13 protein-coding genes and 1 pseudogene are annotated in these 13518 nt (G+C 53.2%); 5 read left to right on the top strand and 9 right to left on the bottom strand.

The features are described 5' to 3' along the window. Positions 1-2: 2 nt before the first annotated feature. The 4 genes and pseudogenes from tnpA (at position 3) to ABS784_RS14910 (ending at position 2546) form a co-directional block, all read left to right on the top strand. A pseudogene (tnpA, locus tag ABS784_RS14925) lies at positions 3-400 on the top strand (IS200/IS605 family transposase). A 4-nt stretch (positions 401-404) separates the two neighbouring features. Further along, on the top strand, positions 405-1460 hold the full coding sequence (locus ABS784_RS14920) for an RNA-guided endonuclease TnpB family protein (protein ID WP_011231593.1): 1056 nt from the start codon (positions 405-407) through the stop codon (positions 1458-1460). 107 nt (positions 1461-1567) lie between these two features. After that, positions 1568-1918 carry a hypothetical protein gene (locus tag ABS784_RS14915; protein WP_011231594.1) on the top strand — a complete coding sequence of 117 codons (351 nt, stop codon included), beginning with the start codon at positions 1568-1570 and terminating at the stop codon, positions 1916-1918. Between the two features lie 151 nt (positions 1919-2069). Beyond that, on the top strand, positions 2070-2546 hold the full coding sequence (locus tag ABS784_RS14910) for a CBO0543 family protein (protein WP_131873962.1): 477 nt from the start codon (positions 2070-2072) through the stop codon (positions 2544-2546). Positions 2547-2729: 183 nt separating this feature from the next. Here the strand turns inward: ABS784_RS14910 and ABS784_RS14905 are convergent, their stop codons facing one another. The 5 genes from ABS784_RS14905 to ABS784_RS14885 form a co-directional block, all read right to left on the bottom strand. Next, complete coding sequence (locus tag ABS784_RS14905; RefSeq protein ID WP_013144983.1) at positions 2730-3701, bottom strand: sugar phosphate isomerase/epimerase family protein; 972 nt, start codon at positions 3699-3701, stop codon at positions 2730-2732. Between the two features lie 133 nt (positions 3702-3834). Continuing rightward, positions 3835-4989, bottom strand: coding sequence for a Gfo/Idh/MocA family protein (locus tag ABS784_RS14900; RefSeq protein WP_352513020.1), 1155 nt, complete (start codon positions 4987-4989; stop codon positions 3835-3837). Continuing rightward, positions 4986-5735: a ThuA domain-containing protein gene (locus ABS784_RS14895; RefSeq protein ID WP_144329832.1), complete on the bottom strand. Its 750-nt coding sequence runs from the start codon at positions 5733-5735 to the stop codon at positions 4986-4988. The genes ABS784_RS14900 and ABS784_RS14895 overlap by 4 nt, the downstream gene beginning before the upstream one ends. Positions 5736-5853: 118 nt before the next feature. Next, positions 5854-6933 carry a Gfo/Idh/MocA family protein gene (locus ABS784_RS14890; RefSeq protein ID WP_352513018.1) on the bottom strand — a complete coding sequence of 360 codons (1080 nt, stop codon included), beginning with the start codon at positions 6931-6933 and terminating at the stop codon, positions 5854-5856. A 141-nt stretch (positions 6934-7074) separates the two neighbouring features. Continuing rightward, positions 7075-8088, bottom strand: coding sequence for a LacI family DNA-binding transcriptional regulator (locus tag ABS784_RS14885; RefSeq protein WP_352513016.1), 1014 nt, complete (start codon positions 8086-8088; stop codon positions 7075-7077). Between the two features lie 515 nt (positions 8089-8603). Between ABS784_RS14885 and ABS784_RS14880 the strand changes: the two genes are divergently transcribed. After that, a complete protein-coding gene (locus tag ABS784_RS14880; RefSeq protein WP_352513014.1) occupies positions 8604-9041 on the top strand; it encodes a GNAT family N-acetyltransferase in 438 nt (145 codons plus the stop codon). Positions 9042-9140: 99 nt separating this feature from the next. Here the strand turns inward: ABS784_RS14880 and ABS784_RS14875 are convergent, their stop codons facing one another. The 4 genes from ABS784_RS14875 to ABS784_RS14860 all read right to left on the bottom strand — a co-directional run bounded on the left by ABS784_RS14875 (position 9141) and on the right by ABS784_RS14860 (position 13461). Continuing rightward, positions 9141-10436 carry an MFS transporter gene (locus tag ABS784_RS14875; protein ID WP_352513012.1) on the bottom strand — a complete coding sequence of 432 codons (1296 nt, stop codon included), beginning with the start codon at positions 10434-10436 and terminating at the stop codon, positions 9141-9143. Between the two features lie 159 nt (positions 10437-10595). Then, positions 10596-11042, bottom strand: a complete 447-nt coding sequence (locus tag ABS784_RS14870) for a MaoC family dehydratase (RefSeq protein ID WP_011231605.1) — start codon at positions 11040-11042, stop codon at positions 10596-10598. Positions 11043-11310: 268 nt separating this feature from the next. Then, positions 11311-12138 carry a carbohydrate ABC transporter permease gene (locus tag ABS784_RS14865; protein WP_011231606.1) on the bottom strand — a complete coding sequence of 276 codons (828 nt, stop codon included), beginning with the start codon at positions 12136-12138 and terminating at the stop codon, positions 11311-11313. Between the two features lie 15 nt (positions 12139-12153). Next, positions 12154-13461, bottom strand: coding sequence for a carbohydrate ABC transporter permease (locus ABS784_RS14860; RefSeq protein ID WP_352513010.1), 1308 nt, complete (start codon positions 13459-13461; stop codon positions 12154-12156). Positions 13462-13518 lie beyond the last annotated feature (57 nt).

Raw genomic sequence — 13518 nt, 5'->3', positions numbered from 1 at the left:
ATATGGAACAAGAATATCGAAGAACGAAAACAACTGTATCGTTGATTTACTATCATTTTGTTTTCTGTCCGCGTTATCGAAGAAAGGTGTTAGTAGGCAGAGTGGAAGAGCGATTCAAGCAGTTAGTAGAGAAATTTGCCAAGAGAATGATGGGGTCATCCTTGCGATGGAAGTGATGCCTGATCGTTGTCGTTTGTTCTTGAATGGCCTCCCTTCTGATTCTCCATCAGATATGATGGCAAGAGTGAAAGGAGTGACTCCCAGACGATTAAGGCAGGAATTTCAATACTTATCTCATTTGCCTAGTCTTTGGACACGCTCTTTCTTCGTTAGTACAGCAGGGAATGGATCAAGCGAAACCATCAAACATTATGTGGAATCTCAAAAGAAAAGGGGGTGAACCCATGCCGACGATCACACTAAGGCTGGAACTGCACAACCCAACGAAAGTCAAACAGGAAATGTATGAACGGATGACAGAAGTGAATACAGAGTTTGCGAATTGGCTGTTGGATCATCCAGAACTGAATCAAGCGACGAGCAAAATTTTTAAAGAGTTTTCGTCGCAGCGGTTTCCTTCCGCCGTCGTGAATCAAACGATTCGAGAAGTGAAGTCCCAAAAGAAAAACCAGAAAACAAAGAAGTTTCGAACATTCTGGTGTTGCTTTAACAATCAAAACGTGAAGGTGGAAAAGAAAGGAGCGTTCTACACGGTTTCCTTCCCCACACTGGAGAAGCGAATTGGCGTGCCGGTCGTCACGCACCCCTATCAAGAAGCATGGCTGAATCGGCTGCTTAACGGAACCGCCAAACAAGGGGCCGCCAAGCTCTACAAAAAGAGAAAGAAATGGTGCTTGGCTGTTGCGATCACAGTTGAAGTCCAACAACGGGAAGAAACGAAGGTAATGGGCGTTGATTTGGGACTTCGTTATATCGCTGTGGCCAGCGTGGGAACGAAATCGTTGTTTTTCAAAGGGAGCCAATGCGCCTTCATTCGCCGACGATATGCGGCTTTGCGGCGAACGTTGGGCAAAGCGAAGAAGCTCCATATGATTCGCAAAATCGGCCGCAAAGAGTCCCGCTGGATGAAGGACCAAAATCACAAAATCAGCCGTCAAATCGTCAACTTTGCGCTCGCCAACGGTGTTGGCGTGATTCGGATGGAAGATTTGACGGGCATTCGGAAACGGGCGGCATCGCCCAAAGAAGCGGGGCGAAGCCTTCATGCTTGGGCGTTTCATCAACTGCAAACGATGATCGCCTATAAAGCGGAAATGGCGGGCATTCGGGTCGAGTGGGTGAAGCCGACCTACACGAGCCAAACGTGTAAATGTGGTTATCGAGAGAAAGCGAACCGAAACGGCATCCGCTTCCGATGCCAAAAGTGCGGATACACCATCCACGCCGACTTAAATGGCGCCATCAACATCGCCAAAGCGATTTCGGGCTTCGCCGCCTAACCTAGCGCACTGGTCACAGGTGCGCCGCCCATCGGGGTACATTCTAACCCGATGGGACGGGGTGATGACACACCCCTGAACTTGGGCGTGGTCCGAACCAGAAATGGATGAGGACGCGAACGACCCAAGAATCCCATGGCTTTAGCCGTGCGGAGTGTCAAGAAGCCATCAATTCCGCGCGCCCGAAAATGGCGCCGATCCGCCAAGACCGGGCTTGGGGGTATGTATGGAAGACCGTGAACGGCGAGCGGGTGAAGTTTTGGATCGATTTCCAGCGCGGACAGTATCTCTATTTTGAATATGGACGAAAATGGTATCGAGTGAAGTATTTGCAGGCGAACGGGCGGAAATCAGGCGAAGACATATTGAACGGGGCGATGATCGATTTGACGGTGGATGGGCATCGGCTACTGTTCATGAAAGGGCGCATCGGCCGTGAGACGGCGCACGCGATGTAAACGGGGGCTGCGCCTTGGGTGCCCTGCATGAATCGGTCTACAGCCGCGCTTGCGCCCATGCCTGATCAAACGCCCGGTGGATCTATGACATTCTGATCGGCCGCACAGCACAGGCTGGACAACAGAACCCCTGACAGGAGAGGATGGAGACATGGATCGAATCCACTTATGGGTGTTGCTGGCGCTGGGCCTCATCCTATTGGTTTTCAGCTTGCGCAAACCGCCCATTAAAGACGTGATTCTCGTGTTTTTATTGAAAGCTTATTTTTCCACCTTTTTCGGTGTCATTGTGGTCGAAAAGCATTTGCTCGACTATCCCGTGAGGTTTTTGGGGCAATACTTCGACACGAGCATCTTGTTTGAATACTTTCTGTATCCGATCATGTGCGTGTATTTTTATCGAACGTCGTACCATTCGAGCTTTTTCGGCATTGTCGGACAATGCGCCTTGTATACAGCCGCTTTGACGTTCATAGAAGTTCTTTATGAAAAGTATACAAATTTGATCACGTACCATACGTGGACATGGATGCATTCGTTTGTCACGATCTTTCTTCTGTCGTTTTTCGTTCGGATGCTGATGAAGTGGATCAACCGCTGGGAAGAGTCCGTCCGCTGGCGTTCATGACCGCTTCGTCACAGAAGCGCCCGAACGGACAAGAGACAACGTTGGCTTTCCAAAAGAAACTGTTTGCGGCCGAACGAATGTCCGCATGAAGCCCCTATGTCGAAAACGTGAGATCTCTTGGCGGCAGATGTCAAAGCAAGCATACAGGCGGCAAAGAGCCCCTCGCTCCTTGCCGCCTTCTTTTTATGCCCACCACATCTCCGGCAGTTCTTCTTTGAACAACACCTTTTTCAAGAGGGCGACGGCCTTTGACAGCCCTTCATCGATCGAAGCGAGCATATCTTCGTGTTCGATTGACAGCACGTAGTCGTAGCCGACGGCGCGCAGGGCGCTGACGATGTCGCGCCACATTTTTTCGCTTTGCCCGTAGCCGACGGTGCGGAACACCCATGAGCGATCGAGAATTTGGCTGTAATGTTTCGTATCGAGCACGCCGTTTTTGCGGATGTTCGCTTCGTCTAAGTACGTGTCTTTCGCATGGACGTGGAAAATCGCTTTTTCGCGGCCGAGCAGTTTGATCGCCTCAACCGGGTCGATGCCTTGCCAAAGCAAGTGGCTCGGGTCAAAGTTGGCGCCGATCGCTTCACCGACGTGTTCGCGCAGTTTGAGGAGCGTTTCCGGGTTGTAGACGACGAAGCCCGGATGCATTTCAAAGGCGATTTGCGTGATGCCGTGCTCCTTGGCGAACGCTGCTTCTTCGCGCCAGTACGGGATGACGACTTCTTCCCATTGCCATTTTAAAATTTCCAAGTAATCCGGCGGCCAGGAGCACGTGACCCAGTTCGGGTATTTGGCGCCGGGATGGTCGCCCGGGCAGCCGGAGAAGGCGTTGATGACCGGGACTTCAAGCTGCTCAGCGAGCCTGACCGTTTTCCTCCATGTATCATGCGACTGTTTCGCGAACGCTTTGTCCGGATGAAGCGGGTTGCCATGGCAGCTTAAGGCGCTGATCACAAGGCCGCGGTCGGCGACGGCTTTTTTCAGAGCTTTGATTTTTTCCGGCTGGTCCAAAAGCGCGTCAGGATCGCAATGGGCGTTGCCCGGGTAATTTCCGGTGCCAAGCTCAACGGCCTCAATGCCCATGGCGGCGACTTTGTCGAGCATGTCTTCCAACGGCAGCTGTTGATACAAAACGGTAAATACGCCTACTTTCATCTCGTTCTTCTCCCCTTTCTAGCGGTGTGAAGCCGGCCGGTCGGCGGCCGGCTCCGCCGTTCCATTTTGTTGTGGCATCATCTAGCGCCCAGCGAGCAAAACGAGGCCGACGTCTCCGCGGTGCTGACGCCGCTTATTCCGCCACCCGCACCCACCGTTTGGTGCGATGGCTTTCCAAAATGGCGTCGACGATCGTCATCGTATGGTGGCCGTCAGCGATCGTCGCAAACGGCAGTTCCCCGAGCGCCTCACCGCGTTGTTTCCGGATGATGGCGCAGTAAAAATCACGGAACAAATTTTTCAGCCCGTCCGGCCAGCCTTCCTCATGGCCGCCTGGATAATGGGCGTAAGCGGCGGCTTGCGGCGACAAGAGTGCTGGGTCGCGGACGATTTCTTCGTTCGGGCCGTTGCGGCGCCCGACCCAGAGGCGGTTCGGGTGCTCTTGGTCCCAGGCGAGCGTCATCTCATCGGCGGCGATTTCAAAATAGAGCCGGTTTTTCCGGCCAGCGCTCACTTGGGAAATCGTAAACGCCCCATGGGTGCCGTCGTCAAAATGGACGAGCACGCTGCCGCCGTCTTCGGTGTCAATCTGGACTGGCTCCGCGTCTTGGTTGTGGCCGGATGTAAACGTGCTCCCTTCCTGTTTCGGCTTGTAGCGAACCGGATGGACGGTGCGCAAGTCGGCGAACACTTCAACGATCTTCTTGCCAAGCACATACTGAACCGTGTCGCACCAGTGCGAACCGATGTCGGCGATGGCGCGCGACGAGCCGTTTTGCGCCGGCTCAAGCCGCCAGTTGTAGTCGGTGTCATACAAGAGCCAGTCTTGCACATAGCCGCCGTACACGAAATGGACGCGCTTCGCCTCACGGGCAAGCCGCTCTTTCGCCTCGACAACGAGCGGGTAGTGGCGGTAGTTGAAGCAGACCGCGCTAAGGCTTTCGCTTTGTTCAGCGAGCCGCTTCAATTCCGCCGACTGTTCGCTGTCCATGGCGAGCGGCTTTTCCGACAATAAATGTTTTCCCGCCTCAAGCACCGCCTTGTTGATGGGAAAATGCGAAACGTTGCGCGTGCAGTTGTGAACGGCTTCGACGTCCGGGTCGTCAATTAAGGCGCGGTAGTCGCCGTATGCTTTCGGAATCCCGAACCGGCGCGCGGCTTCCTCCGCTTTTTCTTGGCTGCTTGAGGCAATGGCGACAATGTTCACAAACGGCAGGCGACGGAGCGCCTCAATATGGGAAGAAGCGGAAAAGCCTGTGCCGATAATGCCGACATTGATCGGTTTCACTGCGTCACTCCTCCTTGTTTCGCTTTGATCGGCTCAAGCGGCTTGACGTTGCCAAAGACGATTTCCCCGCGGTTGACCGGCGCGGCCCAGCGGACGGCGTTGGCGATCACTTTCAGCACATCCGGGTGATGGTACGTCGGATACGTTTCATGGCCGGGGCGGAAGTAGAAAATTTTCCCTTTCCCGCGCGTGAACGTGCAGCCGCTGCGGAACACTTCTCCGCCTTCAAACCAGCTGATGAAAATCGTTTCGTCCGGCTCTGGGATGTCGAAAAACTCGCCGTACATTTCTTCCTGCTCAAGCTCGATGTACGGTCCGATTCCTTCCACGATCGGATGGCCCGGGGCGACGACCCAGAGACGCTCTTTTTCATCGGCTTCGCGCCATTTCAAATTGCATGTCGTCCCCATCAGCTTTTTGAAAATTTTCGAGAAATGGCCGGAATGAAGGACAATGAGCCCCATTCCTTCCAGCACGCGGCGGTGGATGCGTTCGACAACCTCATCTTTCACTTCATCATGGGCGATATGCCCCCACCAGACGAGGACGTCGCACCGGTCGAGCACCTCGTCGGTCAAGCCGTGCTCCGGTTCGTCCAAGACAGCGGTCGCGGCGTCAAACCCTGCTTCGGCTAGGTAGCTCGCGATGACGGTATGCATTCCTTCCGGATAAATCGCTCTTACCTGTTCATCTTTCTTTTCATGGCGAAATTCGTTCCAGACGACAACGCGGATGGGTGTGGTCATTCATTGATCCCCCTTGGTTCTTTCGACCTGCCTGTATGCGGCTAGGCCGAGTGTTTTTTGGAATGTTTCCCCATGTTCGCGACTCGTTGGGACGCCAGTGCGATTCATGGAGCGTTTCTCACCATTCGATGCGAACTTGCCGCCCTTTTTCGGACGATTCGTAAATCGCTTCTAACACTTTGGCGATCGTAAGCCCTTGTTCAGCGGTGCAAAGCGGCGTTGTATTCGCCGTGACGCTCGTGAGGAAATGATCGAGCAGCGCCACCCGCTCGCTCTGGTCATCAAAATGGAGCGTGACATCGGCCGGAACGCCGTGTTCGTTGCGGAACCATTTCACTTCTTGGCGGTTGCCGGCGATATTCCACTCCCAGCGCACGCCGCCTTCCGTGCCAAGAAACTCGACATATGCCCGCTCTTCTTCAATGTGCGACGCCCAGCTCGTCTCAAGCAACACCGTCGCGTCGTTTTCGAGCTGGATGAACGCCGAGGCGAAATCTTCGACCGTATAGGCGGCATCAGGCGCAAACGATGTTCCCGGCCATGCCCCTTGGCGGCGCGGGCCGAACTTCGCGTACGTTTTCCCCGTCACCGCGACCGGGTTCGGGTTCCCGAGCAGCCAAAGCGTCACATCGAGCATATGGACGCCCAAATCGATGAGCGGGCCGCCGCCGGAGCGTTCGCGGTCAAAAAACCACGCCCCCCATGCGGGAATGCCGCGGCGGCGCACCCAACCCGTTTTCGCGTAATAAATCTCACCGAACGCGCCGGATTGGATTCGCTCATGAAGCCATTGCGCCGCTTGGCGGAAGCGGTTGTTCAGCGCCACCATAAACTGCTTGCCTGATTCGTCTCGGGCGCGGATGATGGCGTCCGCCTCTTCCGCTTTCGTCACCATGGGTTTTTCGCAAAGAACGTGTTTTCCGGCCCGCAAACTGTCGACCGACACTTGGGCGTGCAAAAAGTTCGGCACCGTGATGATGACGGCATCGACATCAGGAGAGGCGAGCAGCTCTTTGTAGTCGCGGTACACGTTGCGGATGCCGTACGTTTTCGCTTTTTCCGCGGCCGCTTGTTCATTGACGTCGCAAATCGCCTGCAAGACGGCGCGCTCCGAAAGTTTTAGCGCCGCCTTGATGTGTTCATTGGAAATCCCTCCGGCTCCGATCAAGCCGAGGCGGATTGGAAGTGTGTTTCCCATGTCCTTTTCCCCCTTGCGCTCATTTGTTTTCTCTGTCCCATATGCTCCACCGATTCGCCGTCCGTTTTCTAAGTGATGTAATCGATTACATCACCATGCAAAAAAATCCGCCCGTTCCCCCGCACCGGACAGAGAGCGCTGTCAGCCCCTTTGCCCAGAGCGCTCTCCTCCACACGAATCGCGAATGACGAGCCGATCGGGAAGAACAAGCTGACGCCGCCGCGCGCTCGTTCCTTCAATGAGCGCAAGCAGCAATTCCATCGCTTTTTGCCCGATCTCAAACATCGGCTGGGCGATCGTTGTGAGGCTCGGTTCAAAAATCGAGGCCATTTGAATGTCGTCAAATCCGACAACGGCCACATCGTCGGGAACGCGTCCGCCTCGATGGCGAACCGCTTTGATCGCCCCAATCGCCATCTCATCGTTGGCGGCGAAAATCGCGGTCGGCGGCTTCTCAAGAGCGAGCAGCTTCAGCGTCAAATTATATCCGGACTCATAGGTGAAATCACCCTCCTGCACGAGCGCAGCGTCCGCCTCAAGCTCATGCTGGGCCAGCGCCTGTTGGTAGCCGCGCAGCCGATCGCGGCTTAAAATGATGTTCATTGGCCCGGACAGGTGGGCAATGCGGCAATGGCCGAGGCGGATCAAGTGTTCTGTCGCCTTGCGGGCGCTGCTGATGTTGTCGATCGAAACGGTCGGGATGTCCGCCCCTTCCAAATACTCGCACGCCAAGACGATCGGAAACTGCCGCGCCATCTCTTCCACCAGCTCTTTGCCGATGCGGGCGGTCAAAAAAATCATCCCGTCGACTTGCCGCTGCGGCAGCAAATTCAAATACTGCTCCTCAAGCCGGACATCGTTTTGCGTATCGCCAAGCAGCACCTGATAGCCGTGCTTGAGGGCGACCGCTTCAATGCCGCGCAGCACCTTCGAGAAAAACGGATTCGTAATATCGGGCACGACGACGAGCACCGTCTCGGTCTCCATCCGCCGCAAATACCGGCCGAGCACGTTCGGCTGGTAATTCAGCGCTTCAATGGCTTCGAGCACGCGCTGCCTTGTCTCTTCAGTGACGTTGCCCGCGTTGCGCAGCACGCGCGACACGGTGGCCGTCGATACGTTCGCCCGTTTCGCCACGTCTTTTATGCTTGCCATTCGTTATAGTCCTCTCAGTTATGTAATCGATTACATATTCATCGTATATGAAAGACAGGGCGGTTGTCAAGCGTTGTTTTTTCGATCCGTCTTAGACATGGTTTGCCCCTTTCTCATATAAAGAAATGGATTTTTATCATCCCGCACCGGGAAGACCTCCACTTCCACGCATAAGCGTAAGTATGGGATGAATCGATGCCCCCACCTCCAAGCGCAAGCGTAGGTGGGAGAGCGTTCAAATCTAGAAGGCCAGTGATTTAGTGAAAAAACCGCAAAAGTCGTCCTCTTCTCAACTTGAGAAACCTTGTGCGATCGCCCCTCTTTGCCAGTCCGAAAGAATGGATTCGGAAAATGGGTCGTTTTTCACCATCCCTCTAGACTCTGTTAAAGACACTGTCGTTGGTAACCCCGTTCTTTGCTATAATGACTGATGAAAGCCTCTTTCTATCTAAGTCCAGTGCTTAAAAAGGCCTAACAAACAATGGATTTATAAATGGAGAGGAGAACGTCATTTTATGGAAATTAGAAAACCAAACGATTCGGAATATAAAAAGATTTTATCACTTACACCACAAGCATTATTCGATGGCACATTAGGCGAGGCAAAAACGTCAGATGAAAAAGTCAAACAACTGATTGAGCCATTATTGCAGAAAGGGAGCTATTATTTGATCGCAACGGAAGGCAATCATCTCATGGGTTGGATTTTAATCGGAGCAAGCCAAGACCCGCTCACTGAGAAAATATATGGATTTATCTACGAATTGTTTGTGTTAGAAGAATTTAGGGGAAAGGGAATTGCAAGGAAATTAATAGAAGCTGGCATCGAACATCTTAAACAGGATGGATATTCAGAGATTCGTTTACGTGTATATGCAGGAAATCAAGCGATGAAACTGTATGAAACATTCGGATTCAAGCAGAAAACCATAATCATGAGCATGAACGTATAAGGCAAACATATCCGTCCATCGGCATCCTTAGCAGGCGACAGGAAGAAGCGCCCTTGCCTGAACGCAAAGGCGCCCATAATGGAGTTCAGTCTGATTAATCTAATCAATCGCCTGACGCGCGCGGTCTTGAAGCATTTTCACCCCAGCCAGCGAAATCAAGCCCATGACGACGATATAGAAGGAGATGGCCGTGGCGCTGCCGTATTTGTGCAAAAGCCATGTGCTCACGAGCGGCGCTGGGCCGCCGGCGATGATCGATGCCAACTGGTAACCGAGCGAAGCGCCGCTGTAGCGCAAGCGCGTCGGGAAGTTTTCCGCGATCATGGCCGCCTGCGGGCCATACAGCATGCCGTGGAACACCATCGCCACGACCGTCGCCAAGAAGATCAGCCCGACACTTTTCGTATTGACAAGCCAATAATACGGAAACGCCCAAAGCATCAACAAAATCGTGCCCGTCATGTAGACGCGGCGGCGGCCCCACCGATCGGATAAATGGCCGGAATAGACGATCGAAAGCGCATTGATCACCGCAGCGATAATCGTCACATTGACGAAAATGCTTTTTTCCATCCCCAAAAATGTCGTCCCATAGCTGACGATAAACGTGACAAAAATGTAGAACGACCCGTTTTCAATCACCCGCGCAAGCGCTGACCATAGAATTTCGCGCGGATGCCTAACCAGCACCTCGCCGACCGGCATCTTGCTCGTTTCTTGTTTTTTCATCGCTTCTTGGAACAGCGGTGATTCGAGCACTTTCAGCCGGATGTACAGCCCGATGGCGATGAGAAGGAAGCTTATGAGAAACGGAACGCGCCATCCCCACGCATAAAAGCTGTCGCCGCCCGCCGCAAGCATCAGCGTCGTCACAAGGGAAGAGGACAACAGCCCGAACGGCACGCCCATTTGCGGCAGGGAAGCCATCAGCCCGCGCCGTTTGCCTTCTTCCCACTCCATCGCAATCAAAATAGCGCCGCCCCATTCCCCGCCGACGCCAATGCCTTGAATGAGACGCAGCGCGGTCACCAGCACCGGCGCCCACAGGCCGATTTGCTCATATGTCGGCATCAGGCCGATCAGCGCGGTCGCCAACCCCATCAGCAACAAAGTGGCCACCAACGTCGCCTTCCGCCCGATGCGGTCGCCGAAATGGCCGAAAATTGCGGCGCCGACCGGCCTGGCGATAAATCCTAAAGCAAAGGTGGTAAAGGATTGCATCAGTGCGACGTACGAATCTCCTTGTGGAAAGAATAATTGTGGAAACACGAGAGCGGCCATCGTCCCGTAAAGGAAGAAATCGTACCATTCAATCGTCGTACCGACCACACTGGAAATCGCCGCCCGCTTTTTTTGGCGTTTCAATTCCGCCGCATCCATCATCGTTACAGCCATTCACAACACCCCTTTCACGCAATCAAAGTGCGCGCATCTCATGGAAACGGAAAAACAAATGGATGATAGCAAAAAAACGAACATAATGTTAGCGCTTCCAAAAACAAACCGTCATGGACTCGTTTCTTTGTCAGACCGTAATGCCGTTCCACAAGCCCGTCATGGAGCTTTCCCTTCCCGCGCAACAAGCACATGCACAACGGCATCGACGACCGTTTCTTCCCGCTGGTTGACGATTCGCTGATGCACCGTGACGAGCCCGGCTTCCTCGCCCCGTTCCGTCAAACGCTTCACTTCCGATTCCACGTAAATCGTATCACCGATCTTGACGGGACGAACGAAACGAAGTGAATCGATGCCATAAAACGCCAGGACCACTCCCGGCTCCATCATCCACAGCCCCGTCGCCGCCGACAGCGTCAACATCCCATGGGCGATGCGCTCGCCAAATGGCGTCCGCTTGGCGTATTCCCCATCCATGTGCAGCGGATAAAAATCTCCGGAAACGCCGGCAAACTGCACAATATCAGCTTCGGTGATCGTTCGCCCGCGCGAACGGTGGCGCTCGCCAAGCGCATACTGTTCAAACGGACGGTCAAATCGCACGCCTTCCCCTCCCCTTGATTGGTGCAAAAAAGAGTAAAAACAAATTCCACCCCCTTTCACGGCTGCCACCGTCCATTTTGTTAATATTCTGAATATTAATCATATCATCTTTGGCCTTTACGCATCCCTCCCCGTTAGCCGTCTGTCATTAACATATGAATGGAGTCGAGCTGATAGAACTGCTCCTTCTCGGTTTCGTGTTGCAAAATGGGCATTACCGCAAAAAACAAAAGGATGCTCGCTTGGCATCCTTTTTCACGTTCGTTCCTTATTCTTTTACCGAGCCGGACGTGAGCCCAGAGACGATGCGGCGCTGGAACAACAGCACCATGATGACGAGCGGGATCGTCACAATCACGGTGGCCGCGGAAATTTCGCCCCACGGGATCGTATACTGGCCTTGGAACATGGCAATGCCGACCGGAACGGTTTTGTATTTTTCCGCCGTATTGATCGTCAAGGCAAATAAAAATTCGTTCCATGCGGCAATGAAGACGAGAATGGACGTCGTAAACACCCCTGGCACAGCGAGCGGCAAAATGATTTTAAAATACGTCTGCATCGGCGTCGCCCCGTCCATTTTCGCCGCTTCTTCCAAATCAAACGGAATCTTGCGGAAAAAGGTGACCAACAGCCAAATCGACAACGGCAAGGCAAACGTCGTATACGGAATGATCAATCCCAAGTAGCTGTTCGTCAACCCGAATTTTTTCACAAACATGTAAATCGGAGAAATGGTGGCAATTTGCGGAAACATGGATACAGCCAACACCAAGCCGAGAATGACCGTCTTGCCTTTAAATTCAAGGCGCGCAATCGCATAAGCCGCAAACGCGGCGACAAAGACCGTATACACCGTCGTAATGGTCGCCACGACCGTGCTGTTCCATAAATAGCGCAAAAACGGGTAATTGACAAAGACCGACACATAGGATTTTAAGGTCGGATGGCTCGTAAACCAATCGAACGCTTTGTCGCCAAACAATTCGCTAAGCGGCTTAATGGAACTGAGCAAAACCCATAAAAACGGAAACATCACAAAGAACACAAACAGGGCCAAAAACACGTAAAAGAACGGACCGGCTTTTTTTTGCATCGTCTCACCCCTTCGTTATCGTTTGACGCTGGAGCCATCAGACAACAAATCTTTCCCAAGCCAGCGAATATAGATCATGGAAATCACCGCCACGCAGAGAAACACGATGACAGCGAGCGCCGATCCCGCACCGAAATTCGTCTGCGAGAACATGACTTTATACGCTAAAATGGAAATCGTTTCAGTCGAGTTCGCCGGCCCTCCGCCGGTTAAGACATAAATCAAGTCGAACACGCGGAACGCATCGAGCGTGCGGAACAACAACGCGACTAAAATGCTTGATTTTAACAGCGGCAGCGTGATTTTTGTGAATTGCTGCCATTTGGTGGCTCCGTCGATGGAAGCGGCCTCATACAACGAACTCGGGATCGTTTGCAGCCCGGCCAGCAGCAAGAGCGCCATATAGGGGGTTGTCTTCCATACATCGGCAAAAATGACCGCAAACATCGCCCCCGCTTCCGTCGTCAACAAATCCCCCATCCGGTCGACAAGGCCGACCGTTTCGAAATATTTGGCGACAATGCCGTTTTGTCCATCGTATAAAAATTTCCACATAAGCGCGGATACGGCGGTAGGAATCGCCCACGGAATCAAAATCGTCGCCCGCACAAGCCCGCGGCCAAAAAAGGCCTTATTGATGAGCAACGCAATTCCGAGCCCTAACACCAGCTCAATGGCGACCGACACCACCGTAAAGAACGTCGTATTCCATAACGCTTTCCATAAGCGCATGTCGCTGAAGCTGTCCTTATAATGCTTGAGGCCGACAAAGTTCGGCTCGATCACGACCCCTTCGAGCCCTTCGGCCAAGCCGACGACTTTATCCGCCTGCTGCAGTTCGCCCGCTTTTTTCATCTCCTTGAGCGTCTTTACGACATCATGAACCGTGTCGGTCAGCCGCTCGGCCGTCTGTTTGTCCAGCTCGGCGATCTTCAGCTCATCGCTTGGCGTCTCGAAATTGTCGAGCACTTCGTTCACTTTGTCATATTGCTTCGCCACTTGATCGTTGGAACGGATCGCCGCGTCCAGTTTCGCGAGTTTTTGTTCGATTTGCGCCAACGTTTGTTTCGTTTGTCCATCCGCAGCCGCCATTTCCTGCTTAAGAGCGCTTTTGAGGAACGGATAGTTTTGTAGATATCCTTCCAGATCGAGGCTGTAACTCCAGTGAATCGACGATTTGGTCGGGTCGTTGAGCCGATAGTCGAACAAGCTGTAATAAAAGGACTGGATGACAGGCCAAATGGCAATCGCCAAAATGAGCAGCATGGCCGGCGCGACAAGCGAATAGCCTAATAGGCGCTCCATTCGCTTTTCATTCCTCATCGCTGTTCTCTCCCTTCTGCTTAGAAAAGGATATTAGCCTTCAGCACCGGGCAGATG

This window comes from Geobacillus sp. G4 (assembly GCF_040327975.1).
Lineage (GTDB): Bacteria > Bacillota > Bacilli > Bacillales > Anoxybacillaceae > Geobacillus > Geobacillus thermoleovorans.
The sequence above is the reverse complement of the archived record's forward strand: the minus strand, read 5'-3'. Positions and strand labels throughout refer to the sequence as shown.

Excerpts from the sequence above, each read along its gene's own strand:
- ABS784_RS14910 (WP_131873962.1), top strand. The coding sequence starts at position 2,070 with ATGGATCGAATCCACTTATGGGTGTTGCTGGCGCTGGGCCTCATCCTA.
- ABS784_RS14880 (WP_352513014.1), top strand. The coding sequence starts at position 8,604 with ATGGAAATTAGAAAACCAAACGATTCGGAATATAAAAAGATTTTATCA.
- ABS784_RS14915 (WP_011231594.1), top strand. The coding sequence starts at position 1,568 with ATGAGGACGCGAACGACCCAAGAATCCCATGGCTTTAGCCGTGCGGAG.
- ABS784_RS14860 (WP_352513010.1), bottom strand. The coding sequence starts at position 13,461 with ATGAGGAATGAAAAGCGAATGGAGCGCCTATTAGGCTATTCGCTTGTC.
- ABS784_RS14905 (WP_013144983.1), bottom strand. The coding sequence starts at position 3,701 with ATGAAAGTAGGCGTATTTACCGTTTTGTATCAACAGCTGCCGTTGGAA.
- ABS784_RS14890 (WP_352513018.1), bottom strand. The coding sequence starts at position 6,933 with ATGGGAAACACACTTCCAATCCGCCTCGGCTTGATCGGAGCCGGAGGG.
- ABS784_RS14885 (WP_352513016.1), bottom strand. The coding sequence starts at position 8,088 with ATGGCAAGCATAAAAGACGTGGCGAAACGGGCGAACGTATCGACGGCC.
- ABS784_RS14920 (WP_011231593.1), top strand. The coding sequence starts at position 405 with ATGCCGACGATCACACTAAGGCTGGAACTGCACAACCCAACGAAAGTC.
- ABS784_RS14875 (WP_352513012.1), bottom strand. The coding sequence starts at position 10,436 with ATGGCTGTAACGATGATGGATGCGGCGGAATTGAAACGCCAAAAAAAG.
- ABS784_RS14865 (WP_011231606.1), bottom strand. The coding sequence starts at position 12,138 with ATGCAAAAAAAAGCCGGTCCGTTCTTTTACGTGTTTTTGGCCCTGTTT.
- ABS784_RS14895 (WP_144329832.1), bottom strand. The coding sequence starts at position 5,735 with ATGACCACACCCATCCGCGTTGTCGTCTGGAACGAATTTCGCCATGAA.